The sequence below is a fragment of the Tessaracoccus yangjingae genome (assembly GCF_054483935.1).
In genome coordinates, this window is sequence record NZ_CM137014.1 from 1,872,246 (window position 1) to 1,892,016 (window position 19,771).

At 68.7% G+C, this 19,771-nt stretch carries 15 protein-coding genes, 1 riboswitch and 1 other annotated feature; of the genes, 5 read left to right on the top strand and 10 right to left on the bottom strand.

From position 1 onward, the window contains the following. Positions 1–2: 2 nt before the first annotated feature. Positions 3–353 (bottom strand): L-rhamnose mutarotase, encoded by a 351-nt coding sequence (locus ACX1D3_RS08210; RefSeq protein WP_458993467.1) that lies wholly within the window; start codon positions 351–353, stop codon positions 3–5. Between the two features lie 129 nt (positions 354–482). Here ACX1D3_RS08210 and ACX1D3_RS08215 point away from each other — a divergent pair, with 129 nt between their 5' ends. The 3 genes from ACX1D3_RS08215 (at position 483) to ACX1D3_RS08225 (ending at position 7,534) form a co-directional block, all read left to right on the top strand. After that, entirely contained in the window at positions 483–1,133 is a 651-nt protein-coding gene (locus ACX1D3_RS08215) for a TetR/AcrR family transcriptional regulator (protein WP_458993468.1), read from the top strand. Positions 1,134–1,283: 150 nt separating this feature from the next. Next, positions 1,284–4,421, top strand: coding sequence for a glycosyl hydrolase (locus ACX1D3_RS08220; protein WP_458993469.1), 3,138 nt, complete (start codon positions 1,284–1,286; stop codon positions 4,419–4,421). 389 nt (positions 4,422–4,810) lie between these two features. Further along, a complete protein-coding gene (locus tag ACX1D3_RS08225) occupies positions 4,811–7,534 on the top strand; it encodes a tyrosinase family protein (protein WP_458993470.1) in 2,724 nt (907 codons plus the stop codon). A gap of 14 nt (positions 7,535–7,548) precedes the next feature. Here ACX1D3_RS08225 and ribH read toward each other — a convergent pair whose 3' ends face one another. The 7 genes from ribH to ACX1D3_RS08260 all read right to left on the bottom strand — a co-directional run bounded on the left by ribH (position 7,549) and on the right by ACX1D3_RS08260 (position 14,961). Continuing rightward, positions 7,549–8,034 carry a 6,7-dimethyl-8-ribityllumazine synthase gene (gene ribH / locus ACX1D3_RS08230; RefSeq protein WP_458993471.1) on the bottom strand — a complete coding sequence of 162 codons (486 nt, stop codon included), beginning with the start codon at positions 8,032–8,034 and terminating at the stop codon, positions 7,549–7,551. Continuing rightward, positions 8,031–9,266: a bifunctional 3,4-dihydroxy-2-butanone-4-phosphate synthase/GTP cyclohydrolase II gene (locus ACX1D3_RS08235; protein ID WP_458993472.1), complete on the bottom strand. Its 1,236-nt coding sequence runs from the start codon at positions 9,264–9,266 to the stop codon at positions 8,031–8,033. The genes ribH and ACX1D3_RS08235 overlap by 4 nt, the downstream gene beginning before the upstream one ends. After that, positions 9,263–9,856, bottom strand: a complete 594-nt coding sequence (locus ACX1D3_RS08240) for a riboflavin synthase (protein ID WP_458993473.1) — start codon at positions 9,854–9,856, stop codon at positions 9,263–9,265. Before ACX1D3_RS08240 ends, ACX1D3_RS08235 begins: the two co-directional genes overlap by 4 nt. Next, a complete protein-coding gene (gene ribD, locus ACX1D3_RS08245; RefSeq protein WP_458993474.1) occupies positions 9,856–10,890 on the bottom strand; it encodes a bifunctional diaminohydroxyphosphoribosylaminopyrimidine deaminase/5-amino-6-(5-phosphoribosylamino)uracil reductase RibD in 1,035 nt (344 codons plus the stop codon). Before ribD ends, ACX1D3_RS08240 begins: the two co-directional genes overlap by 1 nt. Before the next feature lie 101 nt (positions 10,891–10,991). Beyond that, a riboswitch (FMN riboswitch) is annotated at positions 10,992–11,120 on the bottom strand. Between the two features lie 388 nt (positions 11,121–11,508). Continuing rightward, entirely contained in the window at positions 11,509–11,781 is a 273-nt protein-coding gene (locus ACX1D3_RS08250; RefSeq protein WP_458993475.1) for a hypothetical protein, read from the bottom strand. A gap of 28 nt (positions 11,782–11,809) precedes the next feature. Further along, a complete protein-coding gene (locus tag ACX1D3_RS08255; RefSeq protein ID WP_458993476.1) occupies positions 11,810–14,563 on the bottom strand; it encodes a heavy metal translocating P-type ATPase in 2,754 nt (917 codons plus the stop codon). A 92-nt stretch (positions 14,564–14,655) separates the two neighbouring features. Then, positions 14,656–14,961: a heavy-metal-associated domain-containing protein gene (locus ACX1D3_RS08260; protein WP_458993477.1), complete on the bottom strand. Its 306-nt coding sequence runs from the start codon at positions 14,959–14,961 to the stop codon at positions 14,656–14,658. A gap of 348 nt (positions 14,962–15,309) precedes the next feature. Here ACX1D3_RS08260 and ACX1D3_RS08265 point away from each other — a divergent pair. Continuing rightward, a protein-coding gene (locus ACX1D3_RS08265) for an IS3 family transposase (protein WP_458993478.1) occupies positions 15,310–16,574 on the top strand; the annotation gives its coding sequence in 2 pieces (ribosomal slippage) (positions 15,310–15,613 and positions 15,613–16,574; 1,266 coding nt in all). Further along, positions 15,609–15,743 (top strand) — a sequence feature (AL1L pseudoknot). It overlaps the preceding gene by 135 nt. 12 nt (positions 16,575–16,586) lie before the next feature. Here the strand turns inward: ACX1D3_RS08265 and ACX1D3_RS08270 are convergent. Together ACX1D3_RS08270 and ACX1D3_RS08275 are read right to left on the bottom strand one after the other, a co-directional pair. Then, on the bottom strand, positions 16,587–17,924 hold the full coding sequence (locus tag ACX1D3_RS08270; RefSeq protein WP_458993479.1) for an ABC transporter permease: 1,338 nt from the start codon (positions 17,922–17,924) through the stop codon (positions 16,587–16,589). Then, complete coding sequence (locus ACX1D3_RS08275; protein WP_458996505.1) at positions 17,921–18,592, bottom strand: ATP-binding cassette domain-containing protein; 672 nt, start codon at positions 18,590–18,592, stop codon at positions 17,921–17,923. Before ACX1D3_RS08275 ends, ACX1D3_RS08270 begins: the two co-directional genes overlap by 4 nt. Before the next feature lie 374 nt (positions 18,593–18,966). On the opposite strand from ACX1D3_RS08275, the gene ACX1D3_RS08280 reads away from it, so the two are divergent. Beyond that, positions 18,967–19,764, top strand: a complete 798-nt coding sequence (locus tag ACX1D3_RS08280) for a prolipoprotein diacylglyceryl transferase (protein WP_458993480.1) — start codon at positions 18,967–18,969, stop codon at positions 19,762–19,764. Positions 19,765–19,771 lie beyond the last annotated feature (7 nt).

A 19,771-nucleotide genomic window follows, 5' to 3' on the forward strand; every position in this document is an offset into this window, starting at 1 on the left:
GGTCAGCCCTCGGCGCGCGCCAACTGATCCTCCAGGTTGAAGACCTCCTCCAGGAGGACGAAGCCCTCGTCCGGAGCCACGTCGAGATCGACGAAGAACCCGCCCATCTCGGACTGCCAGCGCGCGTTGACGTCCGTGGCGCCCATGGCGGCCTGGGCCTCGGCGAGATCGTCGGATTCGACGTAGCCGATGAGCAGGCCGTCTGGGCGCATGAAGAGCGAGTAGTTGTGCCAGCCGGTGTCCTTGAGTGCGCGCAGCATGTCCGGCCACACGGCGGCGTGCCTTGCCTTGTACTCGTCGATCCGTTCGGGCTTGACGTGCAGCTCGAAGCAGTAGCGGCGGCGGATGCTCATGCGTGGTCCTCAGTGGTGGGAAACGACCGTGCGGGCCGTCGGTTGAAACGATGCAATCACGCTCGGTCGGGCATGTCAAGGCGCCGTGTGACGCTGCGGGAGGGGTCGACCCTCGGATACTGTGGCGGCGTGGGTACTGGGAAGCGGGGACCCTACGCGCCGGGGGTGCAGCGCAGGGAGGCGATTCTGGACGCGGCCGCATCGCGGTTTGCGGCTGAGGGTTTCGCGCACGCCAGTCTCGCAGACATCGCGCGCGATGCCGGGGTCACCGGTCCGGGCGTCCGGCACTACTTCGCCTCCAAGGACGAGATGCTGCTGGCACTGGCGGAGCGGCGCTTCGCGGGAGCCCTCAAGGTCGGGCGGGAGTGGCCGGTCGACGAGGACGGCACCGGCACTCTGCGTCTCATGCTGCGGCAGGTTCAACTGCGCGCGGAGGAGCCGGAGCTGATCGAGGTCTTCGTCAGGCTCGTCGGGATGGCGGCCGAAAGGCCGGGAAGCGTGCACGTGATGTTCGCGGCGCGCTACGACCGGGTGATCCAGGATCTTGTCGGACGATTCCGCGCGGCCTGTGATCGCGGAGTGCTCAGGCGCGACATCGACTACGAGTCAGTCGTGCGTGACTACATCGCCGTCTCCGACGGGCTCCAGGTGCAGTGGGTGCTCTCCGGGGGTGCGATCGACATGGTGGCGCTGATGCGCCGGCACCTGGAGCGCGTGGCGCCCGAGATCCTCACGTCGGGCGAGCGGATCGACCTCGCCGAGGTGGCCGCCAGTACCTGAGAGCCGCGAAAACCGTCGAATGAAGATTTTCATTGACAGGGCCGCGTCGCGCCTTTAGGCTCGTGGTGAATCGATTCAATCCCTTCATCACTCGACGAAGAGTGTCGGGCTGCCCGGGCGGCCCGCATCCCCCGCTTCACAGGAGGAACCTTGTCCCGACGACGCGATCCGCTGCCGACAACGCCGGTGCGGCACTCAACACGAACAAGACGGCACGACCGCTCCGAGAGAGACGGCCGGCGTTTGGGCGGCGGCCTTGCGGCGCTGGCCCTCACGGCCAGCCTGCTGGTGACCGCCCCGGCGCAGGCGGCCGGATCCACGGCGCAAGCCGCAGGCAAGGACTGGAGCTTCAATCCGGTCACCGAGTTGACGGCCGGTACCTTCGCCGCGCCACCGGCCAACGACCTCCCGTGGGTGCGTGTGAACATGCCGCCCACGGCCGCGCCGGAGCTGCTGGAGCAACTCCTGATGGACGCCAGGAAGGCCAACATCGGCGGCGTCGAGTTCGGTCAGGGTGCCTATCCCAACGACGGGCAGTTGGTCACCATCCTGGAAAAGGCCAACGAACTCGGCCTGAAGGTCAGCCTCAGCCATGGCCCCACCCAGTATCCGGCCGGGTACTCCGTCGATGACGATCACGCTCGCAAGACTCTCGTCATCAGCCGCGCGACCGTGCCAGGCGGGAGTACCTTCTCGCGCGCTCTGCCCTCGCCGGCCGCGTCGCCCAACCGCACCACGGTCGCGGCGGTCGTCGCGTACCGCTGCACGGCAGCCTGCGGGCCCACCGGCCCCGTGGACCTGGACCCGGCCTCGGCGATCGACCTCACTTCGACGCTGAGCGGCACCAACACCGCCGGCGTCGAGGGCGGCACCACGGCGGGCACGCTCCACTGGACGGCTCCGGCCGACGGCACCTGGCAGATCGTCACGTTCTGGTCGCGAGGCGTGTTCAACCAGCCTGACCCGTTCTCGGCCGAAGGTCACCAGCAACTCATCGACAGCATGGAGGCCGCTTGGACGCCAGAGGTCGTGGAGCTGATGCAGGCCAACGGTGGCGACGTGTTCTACGACTCGCACTCCAGTGACAGGGGATCGCCGGACGAGCTGTGGACAAACGACATGGCTGCCGAGTTCGAGGATCGCACTGGTTACGACCTCGTCCCGAAGCTCGCAGGACTCTTCCCGTCTTCCTTCACCTTCTCGGACGGCACCGCGCCGCGGGTCTTCAACGACCTGGTCGAGGTCCGCACCGACCTGTGGCTGGAGAAGCACATCCGGCCGCTTCAGGAGTGGATCCGGGACTTCGGCTGGGTGATGCGCCTGCAGCCCCAGGGGGAGCGCGGAACGACGATCCCCATCTATGACCAGGCGGCCGTCGCAGCGGAGCTCGACCGGCCGGAGCACGAGTCGCTGTTCAGCGTCGATGAGGTGGACAGCTACCTGACCATCGCCTCGGCAAACCACCTGACGGGCAACCCGTGGTATTCGACCGAGTGCTGTGCGGTCTCTGGGGGCGCGAACTCGGAGAGCCTGGAGAGCGTCCAGGTGCGCATGAACAAGAGCTTCGCGGGCGGGATCACGAAGAACGTCTATCACGTGTTCCCGTACGCGGAGAGCGCCACGAGCCGGTGGCCGGGCTACCACAACTTCGGCGTGGCCGGTTTCTCCAACGCGTGGGGTGAGAGGCAGCCGAACTGGTTCGCCGACGGGGCCGAGGTCAACCTCGACATGGCCAGGAACCAGCAGGTCCTCACCCAGGGCGACGCGAAGGTCGACGTCGCGGTGTTCATGCAGAACTACCTCTACAACCAGCCGTCGACGGTTCCGAACGGATTCCGGATGTGGCGGGATCCGGGTCTCGAGCGCGCCGGCTACACCCGTGACTACCTCAGCCCCCGCCTGCTCGACCTGCCGAACGTGCTGGTCACGGACGGCCGCCTCGCCGTGGACGGCCCGTCGTACGGTGCCCTGGTCGTCGACAGCACGCTGGAGCCGGCGGCCTTCCCGGTGAAGACGTCGATGCCGCTGGACGCCGCGGAAAAGATCCTGGGGTTCGCGCAGGACGGCCTTCCCGTGATCGTCGTCGGCACCCCGCCCGACAGGACCACCGGCAACACACCCGACGATGATGCGGCACTGCAGTCGATCGTCGCCGAGCTGCTGGCGCTGCCGAACGTGCATCAGGTGGCGAATCAGGCGGCCGTCCCGGGCACGCTCTCCCAGATCGGCGTCGAGCCCGCCGTCGACCCCGCTGAGGAGTCCGGGCTGCTGAGCGTGCGACGAGTCGACCAGGCCACCGGAACCGACTACTTCTTCCTGTACAACCAGGGGATGGTGGGCGCCCCGTCGGGCACTCCGGCCGGTTACCTGTACAACTTCGAGCCATCCTGGGCCTGTGTCACTCCGGGGACCACCACGGCCTGTGTCGGCCAGGGTGCGCCGGTGGCGACGGAGGTCGCCCTCGACGGAGACGGGTATCCCTTCACGATGGATGCCTCCAGTGGGACGATCACCCCGATCGCCGAGTACCGGGTCGAGGATGGCCGGGTCATCATTCCGATCGAGCTCGGGATCGACGAGGACACGATCATCGCCCTGGCGGATGACCCCGGCAGGTTCGGCGGCAAGGCCCCGGCCGTGCACGTGGTCGCCACCGGCGCCGACGGCGGCGCCGTGGTGAATGCCCAGGGATCGGTGGTGGTCCGTGCCGGCGCGCAGGGCAACTACCGGACCACGCTCAGCGACGGCCGCACTGTCAGCACCCCCGTGGGCAAGGTCGCCCCGGCACTCGATCTGTCCGAGGCGACCTGGCAGCTGCGCGTCGAGGACTGGCGACCCGCCAACGACTACGCCACGACCTTCGGGGTCGCGGCCACGGAGACGGACAAGTCGGTTGTCAGCGTCAGGCTCAGCGCACTGAAGCCGTGGCGCGAGATCGCCGGGCTGGAGAACTCCTCCGGGATCGGGACCTACTCGACGTCGTTCAGCCTGCCCAAGTGGGGCAAGGGTGACGGGGCCTACCTCGACCTCGGCCGGGTCTTCGACACCTACGCGCTGACCGTCAACGGCACCCCCGTCGCTGTGGACCAGCTCGACACCAGGGTCGACGTGAGCCGGTACCTGATCAAGGGCGCCAACACGGTGGAGGTGCGAGTCGCGTCGACGCTGATCAACCGGCTCCGCAGCCTCGACTCCGCAGCGGCAGCCCGGACCGCCTACAACTACGGCCTGCTCGGGCCGGTCACGCTGGACACCTTCGCGGAGAAGGAGGTGCCGGCTCAGCGCTGATGGTGAGCGCGACGCATCCGCGGCAACGACCACGGCGGGGGTTCCTGAGGGAGCCCCCGCCGTGCGTAGTCGGGGCGACGGGACTCGAACCTGTGCCATGCTGCCTGGCGAAAATCGCCGGTAGCAGGTGTTATCTCGCCGCTGACCAGGTGTTGAAGCCGCATCAACTGGTTCTCGATAGTGACTCGACAGGACGTGGATGGCCGTTGGCACCGGACTGCTGGGGCAACTCCGGATGGAGCCTGATCCCGCCCAGGCAGTCTGGATCTCAGCGCGGCGGGTCGAGATGTAGGTCCTGACAGCCTGACGGCGGCGCCGTGGCGGTGTATCACCGTGGCTGCGGCCGTCTCCTCTCGTGGTGTCAGGTCCGGTCCACTGAAGGGTTCATCATGGCTCATCCGGTTCGTCGCAATATCGCCCATCTCTCGGCCTCGGAACGTCAGGCCTACATCAATGCCGTGCTGCAGGCCGACCTGCACGCGTTCTCGGACGGAGTCTCGTACTGGGACAAGCAGGATCAGATCCACCAGTCGACGCACAACCATGGCGACAACTCCTTCGTCCCGTGGCACCGCGAGTTGGTCAACCGCTACGAGGCGCTCCTGCGGCAGTCCGATCCGGACGTGGCCCTGCACTACTGGGACTGGACCGAGGACCCGCGGTCCGCGTCCGACGGTCAGGGCGGATCCGTCGACCTGACCGATCCGTCCCTGTTCGGGACGTTCAGCGGGATGATGAACGGTGCGTTGGCGGTTCTGCACAACGGGGGCGCCCTACCCGGGAGCCGGGAGGACACGGGTGACCCGGCGGATCCGCCGCAGTCGGTGCAACGGTCTGCGGGGGCAGGCGACCCAGCCCTGTCATCGGACCAGTCGATCCTGGATTCGAGTAACGGGATCGCGCAGGCTCAGCAGTGGACGGCCTTCCGGGTAGCACTCGAGGGGGCCCACGGCGCTGCGCACGGCTACATCGGCGGAGACATCGGCGGCCAGCATCAGGCGTTCGAGGATCCGTTCGTGTTCCTGCTGCACGCGAACGTCGACCGGCTGTTCGCCATGTGGCAGACCGTGCCGGGGCAGGAGTGGCGACTGGATCCCGGTCAGGTGTACGGCGACCAGGCCACGACCACCGGAGAGGGGGGCATCCAGCATCCCCTCCAGCCGTGGGACGGCACGGTTGCGTTCGGAGCCCCCATGGAGCCGTGGGTGGGCGGCTCGCCCCTCATCGAGGTCAAGGACTGCCGTCACCCCTCCGTCGTGCAGCCCCCGTGTTACGACACCCTGCCCCTCTCCGTCGAGCAGGTCTCACCGTTGCCCGGCGCTGCCCTGAGCTTCGTCGGCGTGGTCGAACATCTGCCCACCGCCAGGGCGGTGAGGCTCCGGGTGCGTGGGTGCGAGACGGTCACGGCTGCGGCCTCGGTGACCGCCCCCTTCACGGTGCTGTCCGCCTCGGTCACCTCACCGGATCCCGGCGGTTTCGGGGTGGAGGACCTGCTGGTGTGGGTGCTGTACACCCCGGGCGCGGCCGGCACAGCGGACACCGGGACGTTGACCGTGACCGTGTCTCCGACGGGTGACGTCTTCACGGTGCCGATCACCGCCACGGTGGTGCCGAACCCGAGCGTGGGGACCTCGCTGGTGCTGGACACCTCCGGCAGCATGAGCCTGCCGTCCGGGTTGCCGGGCAAGGATCGGATGGCCGTCCTGCACGACTCGGCGCCGCTGTTCGTGGCACTGCTCGACCCCACCGACGGCGTCGGGGTGGTGCGTTTCGACACGGACGCGACACCGGTGACCTCCGTCGTCGACGCCGGACCGACCATTGGTGGGGCGGGCCGGCTGGCCGCGCTCAACGCGATCTCGACCACGGCGACGAACCTGGCCGGGATGACTGCCATCGGCGACGGCCTCGAGGCGGCCGCCGCGCAGCTCGCCCCCGTCGCCGCCGGCTACGACTCGACCGCCACCATCGTGTTCACCGACGGCAACGAGACCGCCGAACGCACCATCGCGCAAGCGGCCGCCTCGATCAACAGCCGTGTGTTCGCGATCGGCCTGGGTACCGCCGACCAGCTCAACCCCGGCGCCCTCTCGGACATCGCCAACGGCACGGGCGGCTTCCTGCTGCTCACCGGCAACCCCGGCGTGGACGATCAGCTTCTCCTGCAGAAGTACTTCGCCCAGGTCCTGGCCGGGGCCACGAACGCCGCCGTCGTCGTGGATCCGTCCGGATTCGTCCCGGTCGGGGAGAAGGTGATCGTGCCGTTCGACCTGACCGACGCCGACATCCGCGCCGACGTGCTGCTGCTCGGAGAGATGGCACCGGTCCTGCGGGTCGAGATCATCGCCCCCGACGGAACCACCGTCACCGCCGGCGCAGGCGCCGACGAGACACTCGGGGACGCCTTCCGGGTTCTCCGCGTCGTGCCCTCGGATGTCCTGGCCCCGCCGGGCGGAGCAGCCGGCCGGTGGCAGGTGGTGCTGTCGGTCGGTGACCGTGAACTCAAGGGTCATCTGGCCAGACTCCGCAAACAGCTGAGCCAGTCCGAGGGCGGCGATCAGGTGTTCAAGCGGACTCTGGCGGCGATCGACACCCACGGAGTCCCGTTCACAGTCAGCGTGCAGGCCCGGAGTGCCCTGCAGATGACGGCCCACCTCAGCCAGCAGTCACGGCTCCCCGGTCACCCGGGTCTGCTCGAGGTGACACTGACCGACAGCGGCGTGCCCCTCGCGGGGCGATCCGCGGTGCACGCGGGCGTCACCACACCCAGTGGCGCCGTCTGGACGGTGGCCTTGACCGAAGCCGGACCCGGCCTCTACCGAGGGGAGGTCCCGACGTCGCTGTCCGGCGTCTACCGGGTCCTGGTGAGGGCCGCCGGCGCCGACCTCCGCGGCGCCCGGTTCACGCGCGAGGAGCTGCGAACCCTCGCCGTGTGGGCGAGGGGCGACGACAACCCACCGGCCCCGACCCACCCCGGCACCGGCACCTCGGGCATCGATGTCTGCGGACTGCTCCTGTGCCTGCTGCGGGACGACGACATCCGCGGACTGATCAAGCGACACGACGTGGACCCCGACGTCATCGCGCGCTGCGTCAAACGAGCGTGCGGCTGAGGCCCACGATCACACTAGGCACCTTCACGGGGTGAGCGCAGGCGTCGCAGCGTGAGTGCCGTGTCGATGGCGGCGTGGGCGGCTTCGTACCCCTTGTCCTCGACCGAGTCCGGGAGCCCGGCTCGGTCGAGGGCCTGTTCCTCGGTGTCGCAGGTCAGGAGGCCGAAGCCGACGGGGGTGGCGTGATCGAGTGCGACTCTGGACAGTCCGTCGGTCGCGGCGGAGCACACATAGTCGAAGTGGGGGGTGCCGCCGCGGATGACGACGCCGAGTGCCACGACCGCATCGTGGGTGGAGGCCAGCGCGTCGGCGGCCACGGGTAGCTCGAAGCTGCCCGGGACCCGGATCACCGTCGGCTCGATGCCGGCCTCGGTGCAGGCGCGGAGCGAGCCGGCGAGGAGTCCGTCCATGACCTCCTTGTGCCAGCTGGCCGCGACGATGGCGACGGTGAGGCCGCGACCGTCGAGGCCGGACGTTTCCGGTGCGCCGTGTCCGCTCATGTCAGTGCTCTTCTCTGCTCGGTCGGGAGGCCGGGGATGAGGTGCCCCATGCGGTCGCGTTTGGTGGTGAGGTAGGCCACGTTGTGAGCCCCTGGTGGTACGACGAGGGAGACCCGTCCGGCGACGTCGGTGCCGAGCTCCTCGAGTGCGGTGACCTTGGCGGGGTTGTTGGTCATGAGAGTGACGGATTCGACGCCGAGGTCGCTGATGATCTGCGCGGCCATGGTGTAGCGGCGGGCGTCGACGGGGAGCCCGAGGTCGGTGTTGGCGTCCACAGTGTCGCGGCCTCCCTCCTGGAGGGCGTAGGCGTTGATCTTGGCCACCAGCCCGATGCCGCGACCCTCATGCCCGCGCAGGTAGACGAGCAGGCCGCGGCCTTCTGCCGCGATACGCTCGAGCGCCAGGTCCAGTTGGGGTCCGCAGTCGCAGCGGGAGCTGCCGAAGACGTCGCCCGTGAGGCACTCGGAGTGGACGCGGGTCAGGACCGGTTCGGGGCCGCTGAGGTCGCCCAGCGTCAGCGCGATCTGCTCCTCGCCGTCGAGGGTGCTGCGGAAGCCGACCGCGCGGAAGTCGCCGTGGCGGGTGGGCAGCAGGGCCTCGGTGACGCGCTCGACGAGCTGCTCGCGGCGTTCGCGGTACGCCGCGAGGTCGTCGATCGAGATCATCGCGAGGCCGTGCTCGTCGGCGAAGTCGCGGAGCTGCCGGCCGCGCTTCATGCTGCCGTCGTCGTTGACGAGCTCCACGAGGACGCCGACGGGTTGCAGCCCGGCGAGCCTGGCAAGGTCGACGGCGGCCTCGGTGTGCCCGCGGCGTACCAGAACCCCGCCCTCGCGGTAGCGCAGAGGGAAGACATGGCCAGGACGGGTGAGGTCGGCTGCCTGCGTGCCGGGGTCCGCCAGCACCTGGACGGTGTGGGCGCGGTCTGCGGCGCTGATGCCCGTGGACACGCCGTCGCGGGCGTCGACGGTGACTGTGAAGGCGGTGCGGTACTGGTCGTCGTTGTTGCGGGTCATCAGTGGGATCTGCATGCGGTCCAGGAGGTCTCCGGGCATGGGGGCGCAGATCACGCCGCTGGAGTGCCGGATGGTGAAGGCCATCAGTTCGGGGGTGGCCTTCTCGGCGGCGAAGATGATGTCGCCCTCGTTCTCGCGGGACTCGTCGTCGACCACGACCACGGCCCGGCCGTCGGCGATGTCGGCGATCGCCCGCTCGATCGTGTCCAGGCGGATCATCGCGTGACCAGCCGCTCGACGTACTTGGCGATGATGTCGACCTCGAGATTGACCGTGTCACCCACCTGCCGGAGGCCCAGCGTGGTGCGGGCCAGGGTCTCCGGGATCAGGCCCACCGTGAACGTCATGGCGTCGTCGTCGACATCGACGACCGTGAGGCTGGTGCCGTCCACGGCGATGGATCCCTTGGGCGCCACGTAGCGGGCCAACGCAGTGGGCAGTGAGTAGGTCACGGTCTCCCAGTGCTCGCTCGGCTCGCGGGACACGACGTGGCCGGTGCCGTCGACGTGTCCCTGGACGATGTGGCCGCCGAGGCGTGCGGTCGCGGTGACTGGGCGTTCGAGGTTGACGCGGCTGCCTGGCTCGAGGGACCCCAGCGACGTCTTGTCGAGGGTCTCCTGCATCAGATCGGCGGTGAAGGTGGGGCCGTCGAGGGTGACGACGGTCAGGCAGCAGCCGTTGACGGCGATCGAGTCGCCCGGCGCGGCGTCGCTCGTGACCAGGGGCCCGGTGATCGCCAGGCGCAAAGCGTCGGGGTAGGGCTCGACGGCCAGCACGTGGCCCAGTTCTTCGACGATTCCGGTGAACATCAGCATTCTCCTTCGAGGGGGGCGGGAGGGGTCGGGCGCAGGGTGAGCCGCAGATTGGGACGGTCGGCGGGATCGAGCGGCGTGAGGAGGGTGACGTCGGTGGGGTCGAGGTGCAGCGCGTCGGTGATGGTGGCGATACCGAGGTCGCCGATCACGGGGCTGCCCGCACCCAGCAGGGTCGGTGCCAGGTAGGCCACCACCTCGTCGATGAGGCCGTCGCGAAGGAAGGCGGCCGCCAGGGTAGGCCCGCCTTCGAGCAGGACGTGCCGGCGCTGAAGGCGGTGCAGTTCCTCCAGAGCCCGGCGCGGGTCCCGGGTGCGCAGGTGCACGGTCTCGGCAGCATCGTCGAGCACCCGGCTCCCCGGCTTCGGGGCGCGAAGCCCCATGACGGCCCGCAGCGGTTGGCTCCCGAGCAGCGCGCCGTCGCGGTCGCGGACCGTGAGGTGTGGGTCGTCGACGGCCACGGTGCCGGTCCCGGCCAGGACGACGTCGCACCGGGCACGCAGCAGGTGCGCGTCCGCACGTGCGGCGCGGGAGGACACCCACCGCGACGTGCCGTCCTGGGCGGCCGTGCGCCCGTCGAGTGTCGCGGCGACCTTCCACGTCACGTAGGGCCGTCCGCGGGTGACGGCGAAGGTCCAATGCTGGTTGACCGCCGCCGCCTCCTCAGCGAACAACCCGCCCTCGACGTCGATGCCGACGTCCCGCAGCCGCCCGGCGCCGCCCGATGCCTCCGGGTTGGGATCGGTCTGCGCGAAGACCACGCGCCGGACCCCGGCCGCGATCAGCGCCTCGGTGCACGGTCCGGTGCGTCCGGTGTGGTTGCACGGCTCGAGCGTGACGACGGCGGTCGCCCCCCTCGCGCGGTCGCCGGCTGCCGCGAGCGCGTCGACCTCGGCGTGCGGCGTGCCTGCGCCGCGGTGGTGTCCCTCGGCGATGTGGCGACCGTCAGGCGCGAGCAGCACGCAGCCCACCCGAGGGTTCGGTCCGAACGGCGCATCGTCGGCCACCGCCAGATCGAGGGCGCGTCTCATGGCGATCGCTTCTGCCGCTGAGTCGGTCACTGCGCCCCGCTTCCCTTCCGGGCGCGCTCGGGGGCAACACGATCAGGCGGCAGATACGCTGCCGCCGACCGTAGCGTGCGCTTCCCATCCGGACTTTGACCGTCGGTCCAGGAATTCCACCTGGTCAACCGGCCAACAAGTTGGCCGGGTCGCGGACTGTCACCGCCGGTGCGGAATTTCACCGCCCCCAGAGCACGCATACGTGTATCTGCGGCCAAGGATGCATCCGCGATCCGCGGTAGTCAACTCCGGGAGCGTCGACCGTGGTGGGGTGGACCGTCGACAGCCTTCACGCGTCGCCGGCGATTCCGGTGGAGTTGGTCGGTTGCTGTGGCCCGCTGATGAGTGGGGCCTTGCCGAGCCGGGTGCGGACAAGCTCCCGAACTGCGGGTGATGTCGAGGGCGATATCGTCGCTGACGCCTGCGGATGTGAGTCCGGCTCGGAGTCGGCGGGTGATCTGGTGCAGGTCCACCTGTTGGTCGGGGTCAACGATTCGTATCACGTTGTCGGGTCCTCCAGTGGGCTACCAAGAGCTCGCCGAGCAGCGCCGCCATCGCACACGCCTCCCTGGCCCTCGCGATCAGGCCTCAGTGACGGTGGCCGGCGCCCGGGCGGCCGTGCATCAGCAGCATCATGGCGGCGCAGAGGAGGCCGCCGATGAGGGCGCCGCCTCCGCCGCCGCTGAACAGGGACCACACACCGAGTCCGATCAGGGGAAGGCACATCAGGAGCATGTGCCACATGTGGCCGCGATGGCCGTGTTGTTTGGGGGTCACGCCGGCCGCGGGTGGGGTGTCGTGCCGGCCCTCGATCACGGCGAGTTGGCCGATGAGTTCCCGACGCTGCTTGTTGCTGGTCATGTGTCCTGGACCTGGTTCGGATCGGCGCCTAGTGGTGGTGCGGGGCCGTGGTCTCGGGGTGTCCGTGACGGGCGGGGTCCGCGTCGAAGGCTTCGGCGCAGTGGGTGGAGCAGAAGTAGATCGTGGTGTCGCCGATGGTGCGGCTGGCGGCCGCGGTGGCGGGCTTGACCTTCATGCCGCAGACGGGGTCTATGACGGTGGCGGCGCCGGTCTTCTTGCCGAACATGGGGGTGTCCTTTCCTGTGGTGGTGTGGTGAGTGGTCGTTTCCGCGCCGCCGATCTCGACGACGGGGGTGGACGTGGTGCGGATGGTGGTGGGCCCATCGAGGGGGTGGGGTGCCCAGCCGCGGAGGCGGTTGGCATTGGTCACCACAGACAGGGACGACAGCGCCATGGCCGCTGCAGCGACGATCGGGCTGAGCAGGATCCCGAAGACGGGGTAGAGCACACCGGCGGCGATCGGGATGCCGAGCGTGTTGTAGAGGAACGCGAACACCAGGTTCTGCCTGATGTTGCGCATGGTCGCCCGGGACAGGTCGACGGCGGTGACCACCCCGGACAGGGCGCCGGAGATCAGTGTGATGTCGGAGGATTCGATGGCGACATCGGTTCCGGTGCCGATCGCGGAGCCGACGTCGGCCTGGGCCAGGGCGGGGGCGTCGTTGATGCCGTCGCCGACCATCCCGACGATCTTGCCTTCGTCCTGGAGCCGGCGGACCTCGGCGGCCTTGTGGGCGGGCATCACCTCGGCGACCACGCGCCGGATCCCGACCTGGGCGGCGATCGCGGCTGCAGTGGCCCGGTTGTCGCCGGTCATCATGATCACTTCGATCCCGCGGGCCCGGAGGGCGGCGACGGCGGCCGGCGAGCCGTCCTTGATGGTGTCGGCCACGGCCACGATCCCGGCCGGGAGACCGTCGACGGCCACCAGCATCGGCGTCTTGCCCCCTGCTGCGAGCGCGTCATGCAGCGGCAGCAACGCATCTGCAGGCACACCGGACTCGTCGAGGAGGCGACGGTTCCCGACGAGGACGTCGTGCCCGTCGACCCGGCCACGGACGCCTTGCCCGGTGATCGAGTCGAAGTCTGTGACCTCGCCCAGGGTGAGCCCGCGGTCGCGGGCGCCGGTGACGATCGCGGCAGCGAGGGGGTGCTCAGAGCTGTCCTCGACGGCCGCGACCCAGCCGAGGAGCTGGTCCTCGTCGAAGGCGGCGACGGTGGCGACGTCGGTGAGCATCGGCACGCCCGTGGTGATGGTGCCCGTCTTGTCGAGGATGATCGCGTCGAGCTTGTGCGCGGTTTCCAGTGCCTCGGCGGAGCGGATCAGAATGCCGTGTTCGGCGCCCTTTCCGGTGCCCACGGTGATCGACATCGGGGTCGCGAGCCCGAGAGCGCAGGGGCAGGCGATGATCAGCACCGAGACGGCGGCGACGAGCGCGAACACCACTACCGGCGGGGGACCCACCAGCAGCCAGATCGCCAGCGTCCACACCGCGATGATGATCACGACCGGGACGAAGTAGCTGGAGACCTTGTCGACGAGGCGTTGGATGGGGGCCTTGGAGCCTTGGGCTTCACGGACCAGACGGATGATCTGGGCGAGCATGGTGTCGGATCCGACCTTGGTGGCCACGTAGCGAAGTGCTCCGGTGGCGTTGATGGTGGCGCCGATGATGGTGTCGCCGACGGTCTTGGCCGCCGGGATGGATTCGCCGGTCACCATCGACTCGTCGACCGCGGAGGATCCGTGGATCACCTCACCGTCGACGGGCATCTTCTCCCCGGGACGGATCACGATCACATCCCCGACGACGACGTCCTCGACCGGGATCTCCAGTTCGGTGTCGTCGCGGAGGACGCGTGCGGTGCGGGGCTGGAGGCCGATCAGCTTGCGGATCGCTTCACCGGTGCCGGCCTTGGCTTTGGTTTCCAGGAGACGGCCGAGCAGGATCAGGGTGATGATCACGCCGACGGCTTCGAAGTACACCTGCCGGAGTTCCTCGGGCAGGAGGCCGGGGACGAAGGTGACCACCAGGCTGTAGCCGAACGCCGCGACTGTACCCAGGGTGATCAGCGAGTTCATGTCGGCGGTGCGGTGAGACATGGCGCGCCAGCCGACTCGGTGGATCGGCCAGCCGGACCACAACATCACCGGCGCGATCAGCGCCAACTGGAGCCAGGGGCTCATCAGTGCCTCGGGTACCCAGGTGGCGCCGAACAGCTCGACGGCCATCACCGCGATCAGCGCAGGAGCGGTGAGGATCGCGCCGATGATCACGCGCCGGGTCAAGTCCCGGATCTCAGCGGCCCGCTCCGCCTCGTCATCGTCGCCGGTGGCCAGACCGGCCACCACTGGTGGGGCGGCTGCCTGCGCCCGGTGCGCCGGTCTGACGGGGGCTGGGGTGGCGTGTGGGTCACCGCTGACGCGGATCAGACCGGAGACCATGTTCATGCCACAGGCGAACCGGAACTCGCCGGCCTCGGTGGGCGTGAAGTCGACAGCGGTGGTGCGGTACGCGGGAAGGCTCGCGTTGACCTTGAAGTCGGGCATCACCACCCGCGAGGTGCACTCGCCTCCCTCTCTGCGGTCGAACAGGATCCGCACGGGCATCCCGGGACGCACCCCGTCGATCACCCCCGGGGTGTACCCGCCGTCGACGGTCACATCGACCACCTGAACACCGTCCTCGATGCGGACCCTCCCGGCCCGTTTCGGGCCAAAGAAGAACCACAACAGCAGCCCGGTCAGGACCACCGCCCCACCTATGACCAGCCAGAGCATCACAATCTCCACTTCTTCTCGACTCCCCATTACCCTGGGGGGGTATAACTCGAGGGTAGACCCGGTGAGGTTCGGAAACGACCCAGAGGAGGTCAGGCTTCGGTCAAGATTCCCGGGCCACCGTCCACCGGGTCTGTGGTGGGGGCGTGTCGGCTGGGTCGTGGGCGGCGCCGGCGTCGGGTCAGCTCGAACCCGGAGCGGTCGAGGGTGGCTCGGACCTGGTCGCAGGTCACGGCTCCGGCCGGGGCCAGGGTCAACAGCGACTCGCCGTGCGGCTTCAGATCCATGCCGACGGTGTGGACCCCGGGTAGGGCGCGGACTGCGTCGACGGCGCTGATCATGCAGCGCCAGCAAGTGAGTCCGCGCACCCCGTAGGTGGTCTGTGTCATCGTCGTCACGTCGAATACCCCTCTCTTCTCTGGTCGGTTTCGCGTGTCCAGGTCGATGGTGCCCCGGGCTGTGTCCGGGACTGGTCTGGGTGTGGTCAAGTTCTAGGCAAGACCGGGGTCGGGCCGCGCGTGCTTTCCTATGGGCATCGGTTTTGTGGTGCTTGTGCGGGTGCTGAACATGACCACGACGACTGAGGTGAGCCCGAGGATCCAGACCGCGGCGATGAGGAGGCCCCCCGTTTCGTCGAAGGTGTCGGTGAGGCCGGTGTCGATGAGGACGCGGTAGGGCCCGTAGCCGGGGAGTGAACCGCACTGAGTTTGTTGGAGACTCCTGACCTTGGAAACGAGGATGGGGTTATGCCGAAAGAGCAGACAGCAGGGAAGCCGACGACGCGTCGGTACTCGCCGGAGGAGAAGGCCGCCGCGGTCCGGATGGTGCGAACGTTGCGGGCCGAGCTGGGGACCGAGCATGGGACGGTGCAGCGCGTCGCGGCGCAACTCGGATACGGCGTCGAGTCGGTGCGGTCGTGGGTCAAGCAGGCCGACATCGATGAGGGTCACGTCGCCGGCGTGACGACCGTCGAGGCCCGGCGCGTGCGGGAGCTCGAGCAGGAGGTCCGCGAGCTTCGCCGAGCTAACGAAATACTCAAGCGCGCAGCGAGTTTCTTCGGGGCGGAGCTCGACCGCCAACACCGGAAGTAGTCGCATTCATCGACGCGAACAAGGACGACATGGTTGAGGGTCGCCCGCTCGGAGTCGAGCCCATCTGCAGCGTGTTGCAGGTGGCTCCGAGCACCTACTACGCCGCCAGGGATCGTGTCCCGTCGGCGCGGTCGATAAGCGACGCTGTCCTGGTCCCGGAGCTGGTGAGGCTGTGGGAGGACAACTATCGCGTCTACGGTGTCCGCAAGCTGTGGAAAGCCGCCCGTCGTGCCGGGATCGACATCGGCCGTGACCAGACCGGCCGGTTGATGCGTGCCGCCGGTATCGAGGGCGCCACGCGTTCTAGGCGAGTCACGACCACCAAGGCCGATCCAGCCGCCCCCAGGCACCCGGACCTGGTGCAGCGGGAGTTCACCGCGCCGGCACCGAACCGGCTCTGGGTGACCGATCTGACGTTCGTGGCGACGTGGGCCGGGGTGGCCTACGTGTGCTTCATCATCGACGCGTTCTCCCGGATGATCGTCGGCTGGCGATGCGCTTCACACATGCGCACCGAGATGATCCTCGACGCGATCGAGATGGCCCGCTGGGGTCGCGGCACCCACCACGACGACCTGCGCTGTCACAGCGACGCGGGCAGCCAATTCACATCGATCCGCTACGGCGAACGGCTCGCCGAGATCGGCGCCACCCCCTCGATCGGGACCGTCGGCGACAGCTACGATAACGCCCTCGCCGAGACCGTGAACGGCTACTACAAGGCCGAACTCGTCCGCGGACCCGCCCGACCAGGCCCCTGGAAGACCGCGGAGGACCTCGAACTCGCAACCCTGGGCTGGGTGCACTGGCACAACACGCAGCGCCTCCACGGCTACCTCGGCGACATCCCGCCCGCCGAGTTCGAGCAGGCGTTCTATGCTGGCCAAACCGACCGCAAACAGCTGGTAGGAATCAAATAGCACGAGTCTCCATCAGACCCAGTGCGGTTCAGGTTCCAGCCGCAGCATCGGGCTCTGCGTGATACCGAGATCCAGGAAGGGGATGACGAATGCGATCAGTACTCCCGTGACGCGTCCAAGGAGGAATCCGAGGCACATCCCCAGCAGTGCGTAGACGGCTCCGATCAGCAGGGTGCCGGCGATGAATCCCGCCCATTGACGGGCCGTGAACACCATGGCCGTGATTGTCAGGGATGCTGCCGCTGCGACGAGGACCGCGGCTGCGACCTCCCCGAAGCGGCCGACCAACAGTGCGGATCGGCGCATCCCGGCCTGGACCAGGCGGCGATCCCCATCCCGGTTGTTGAGGGCGATGAACAGCCCAGCCACGGCGGCCAGCGAGGCCACCGCGATCGGCGCCATGGTTCCGGCGTGCGTGTCAGGCAGCCAGAACCGCATGTCGACCTCCTGTCCGCCGTCGATCACCCGCATCACGGAGTACCGCTCTTCGGTGATGAGTTTTGACAGCCAGATGAAGATCACCGGCACGGTCACGAGGAGGACCCAGAGGGCTGGGTTGCGTCGGTACTGTCGCAGCCCCATCCGGAAGGTCTTTCCGACCTGTCCCGCCCAGCCGGGCCGACGGGAGCCGTGCGGGCGCCGAACGTTGCGGGTCGCGCGTGCCAGGAGAAGCCCGCTCGCCAGGAGGGCACCGCCGACCCACGCCAACGCGATTCCGAGATCGCCGAGGTTTCCGCCGTGGCCCGAGGGCAGGTCCACCATCCACAGTGTGACGAAGTGGGTCGGCGTCCAGCGGGTGATCTCCACCCGGTCGGGCGAGGTGAGCGCCGGTCCGAAGAACACGTCGAGGATCCAGACGAGCAGGATCACCACGGTGCCGTTGACCTGGTCCTTGACGACCGATCCGACCGCGACGCCGATCCCGACGTAGATCACGGCGAACATCAGCGTGCCGGCCGCGACGCGGAGCGGATCGTCGACTGCGGTGCGCAGGAAGAGCGTCGCCAGGGCCGCTGTGGAGGCCAGCGCGGCGATCAGCAGGCCGGTCGACATCCGGGCGACAACGAGGGCTGGGGCGGGGAGGCCCGCGAGGACCAGGCGACGGTCCGCCGATCTCGCCTGGCCAATCTGGAAGAACATCGCCAGCGCCGCCAGGAACGCGGCGGCCCAGCCGGTGGTCGCGGTCTCGACTGCCCGGCCGGTGCCGCCCAGCAGTTTCGCGGCGTCGGCCATGGGTTCCGCGGCCACCCACACGAACACGACCGGGATCAGAACCAGGACCACCAGGTTCACCGGGTTGCGGACGTAGTCCAGGAGGAATCGGCGGGTCAGCACCCCGACCGCGGTCATTTCGGGATCGCCTGCCCGTCACGCAGCTCGATGATGCGGTCGAACCGTGCCTCGTCGGCGATGAAGTGACTGATCACCAGCACTGCCCGGCCGGACGCGCGCCCGCGTGCGACGAGTTCCCAGAACCGGAGGTAGGTGTCCCAGTCGAACCCGGCATACGGCTCGTCCAGCAGCAGCACGGACGGGTCCGGTAGCAGAGCCAGGGCGAGGTTCAGTTTCGCTAGGGTGCCCCCGGAGAGCCGGTCCGCCCGCTCGTGCGCGTATCGTCCGAAGTCAAGTTCCTCGTACAAGGTTCCCTGTGCCCGGAGCCGCTCTTCCCGGCTCATCCCATAGGCCACCGCGAAGAGCTCGAAATGTTCATCGCAGGTCAGGCGCTCGAACACCACCGGCCGCTGTGGACAGTACCCCAAGGCCCCCTGCAGCTCCACGGTGCCGGCGTCGGCTGCCAACGCCCCGACCAGGATCTGCATGAGCGTGGATTTGCCCGATCCATTCTCTCCGACCAGCCCGACGACCTCGCCGCGGCTCAGCGACAGTGACACACCGTCGAGCACGTGGTTGCGCCGCACAACCGGCCACAGCCCCTGCCGGTAGGTCTTGGAGATCGCCGTCCCCGCGAGGACCACATCCGCTCGAACGCCATCAGAGGAGGCGCCGCTTGAACCCATGTCGATCACCGCCTTCGAATCCCTGTGACTCTGTCACGCACCCGCCAGTGGGCTTCGCCGACCGCCACAGGGGCACATTCCTCATCGACCCGAGCCGTGGTGTCGGCTGACCCGTGGCGGCGCCACGACACCCCCAAGGGGTATGTCATCAGGGTAGGCACGATGCAGTGCGGAAATCACCGTCATGGGGTCAGACTTCGGTCAAGATTCCGAGCCTTCACCGCTGGGCAACCCTCGTCCGGGCTGGGGACGGGGATCTTGACCAAACCTTGTCCAGGTCCTGCTCGTTGCTTGACGTCACCGGTTGAGACTGGTCAGTGAGGCCGCGCGGTCACCGCGTGCGCCTGGAAGTATTTCGACGATGGGAGCGGGCTGTGTGGCCTGAGGTGTTCTCGATATTCGGTGTGGGGATCCAGTCCTATGGGCTGAGCAAGGCGCTTGCGCTGCTGGTCGGCGCCTATCTGCTGGGGCGCGCGTTCGCGCGGATCGGCTACGACAAGGACTTGGCGCATTCGATCGCGTTGTGGGCGACGGTGTGGGGCTTCGTCGGCGCCAAGGTGTACTACCTGATCGCGAACTGGGACAACTTCAGTTGGCACCTGCTCGGCGGCTCGGGGTTCGTCTGGTACGGGGGCCTGATCGCGGGGGCGATCGCGGTGATCGTGATGACTCGACGCCACAACCTCCCCCTTGGACGGGTGGCGGGCGCGATGGCGGCGCCGCTGTCGGTGGCCTACGGCATCGGCCGGATCGGCTGCTTCCTGGCCGGGGACGGCACCTACGGCACACCCACCGATCTGCCCTGGGGGATGGCGTTCCCCAACGGGGTGGTGCCGGTGGACGTTCCGGTGCATCCGGTCCAGCTGTATGAGGCGGCCGGTGCGTTCCTGATCGCCGGCATCCTGTGGGGGCTGGGGCGTCGGCTGCGACCGCTGGCGGTGTTCGGGTCCTACCTGCTGCTCAGCGGCGCGGCCCGGCTGCTCGCCGAGGTGGTACGCATCAACCCGCACGTCCTGTTTGGCCTCACCGAGGCGCAGCTGATCGGCATCGCCAGTATCATTCTGGGCGTCGCCCTGATCCTGCGAGACGCCTTCCACCCCGCAGTTGCGCCCTCATATGCTCCTGTCGGCTCCGAATCGGCCGTCCTTAGCCCTCACCCGGTCGGGAGGTGAGCGGCGC

Coding starts and splice junctions, on each gene's coding strand:
- ACX1D3_RS08235 (WP_458993472.1), bottom strand. CDS start 9,266: ATGATCCGCCTGGACACGATCGAGCGGGCGATCGCCGACATCGCCGAC.
- ACX1D3_RS08210 (WP_458993467.1), bottom strand. CDS start 353: ATGAGCATCCGCCGCCGCTACTGCTTCGAGCTGCACGTCAAGCCCGAA.
- ACX1D3_RS08250 (WP_458993475.1), bottom strand. CDS start 11,781: ATGACCAGCAACAAGCAGCGTCGGGAACTCATCGGCCAACTCGCCGTG.
- ribD (WP_458993474.1), bottom strand. CDS start 10,890: ATGAGACGCGCCCTCGATCTGGCGGTGGCCGACGATGCGCCGTTCGGA.
- ACX1D3_RS08255 (WP_458993476.1), bottom strand. CDS start 14,563: ATGCTCTGGCTGGTCATAGGTGGGGCGGTGGTCCTGACCGGGCTGCTG.
- ACX1D3_RS08225 (WP_458993470.1), top strand. CDS start 4,811: ATGGCTCATCCGGTTCGTCGCAATATCGCCCATCTCTCGGCCTCGGAA.
- ACX1D3_RS08240 (WP_458993473.1), bottom strand. CDS start 9,856: ATGTTCACCGGAATCGTCGAAGAACTGGGCCACGTGCTGGCCGTCGAG.
- ACX1D3_RS08275 (WP_458996505.1), bottom strand. CDS start 18,592: ATGGGTTCAAGCGGCGCCTCCTCTGATGGCGTTCGAGCGGATGTGGTC.
- ribH (WP_458993471.1), bottom strand. CDS start 8,034: ATGAGCGGACACGGCGCACCGGAAACGTCCGGCCTCGACGGTCGCGGC.
- ACX1D3_RS08270 (WP_458993479.1), bottom strand. CDS start 17,924: ATGACCGCGGTCGGGGTGCTGACCCGCCGATTCCTCCTGGACTACGTC.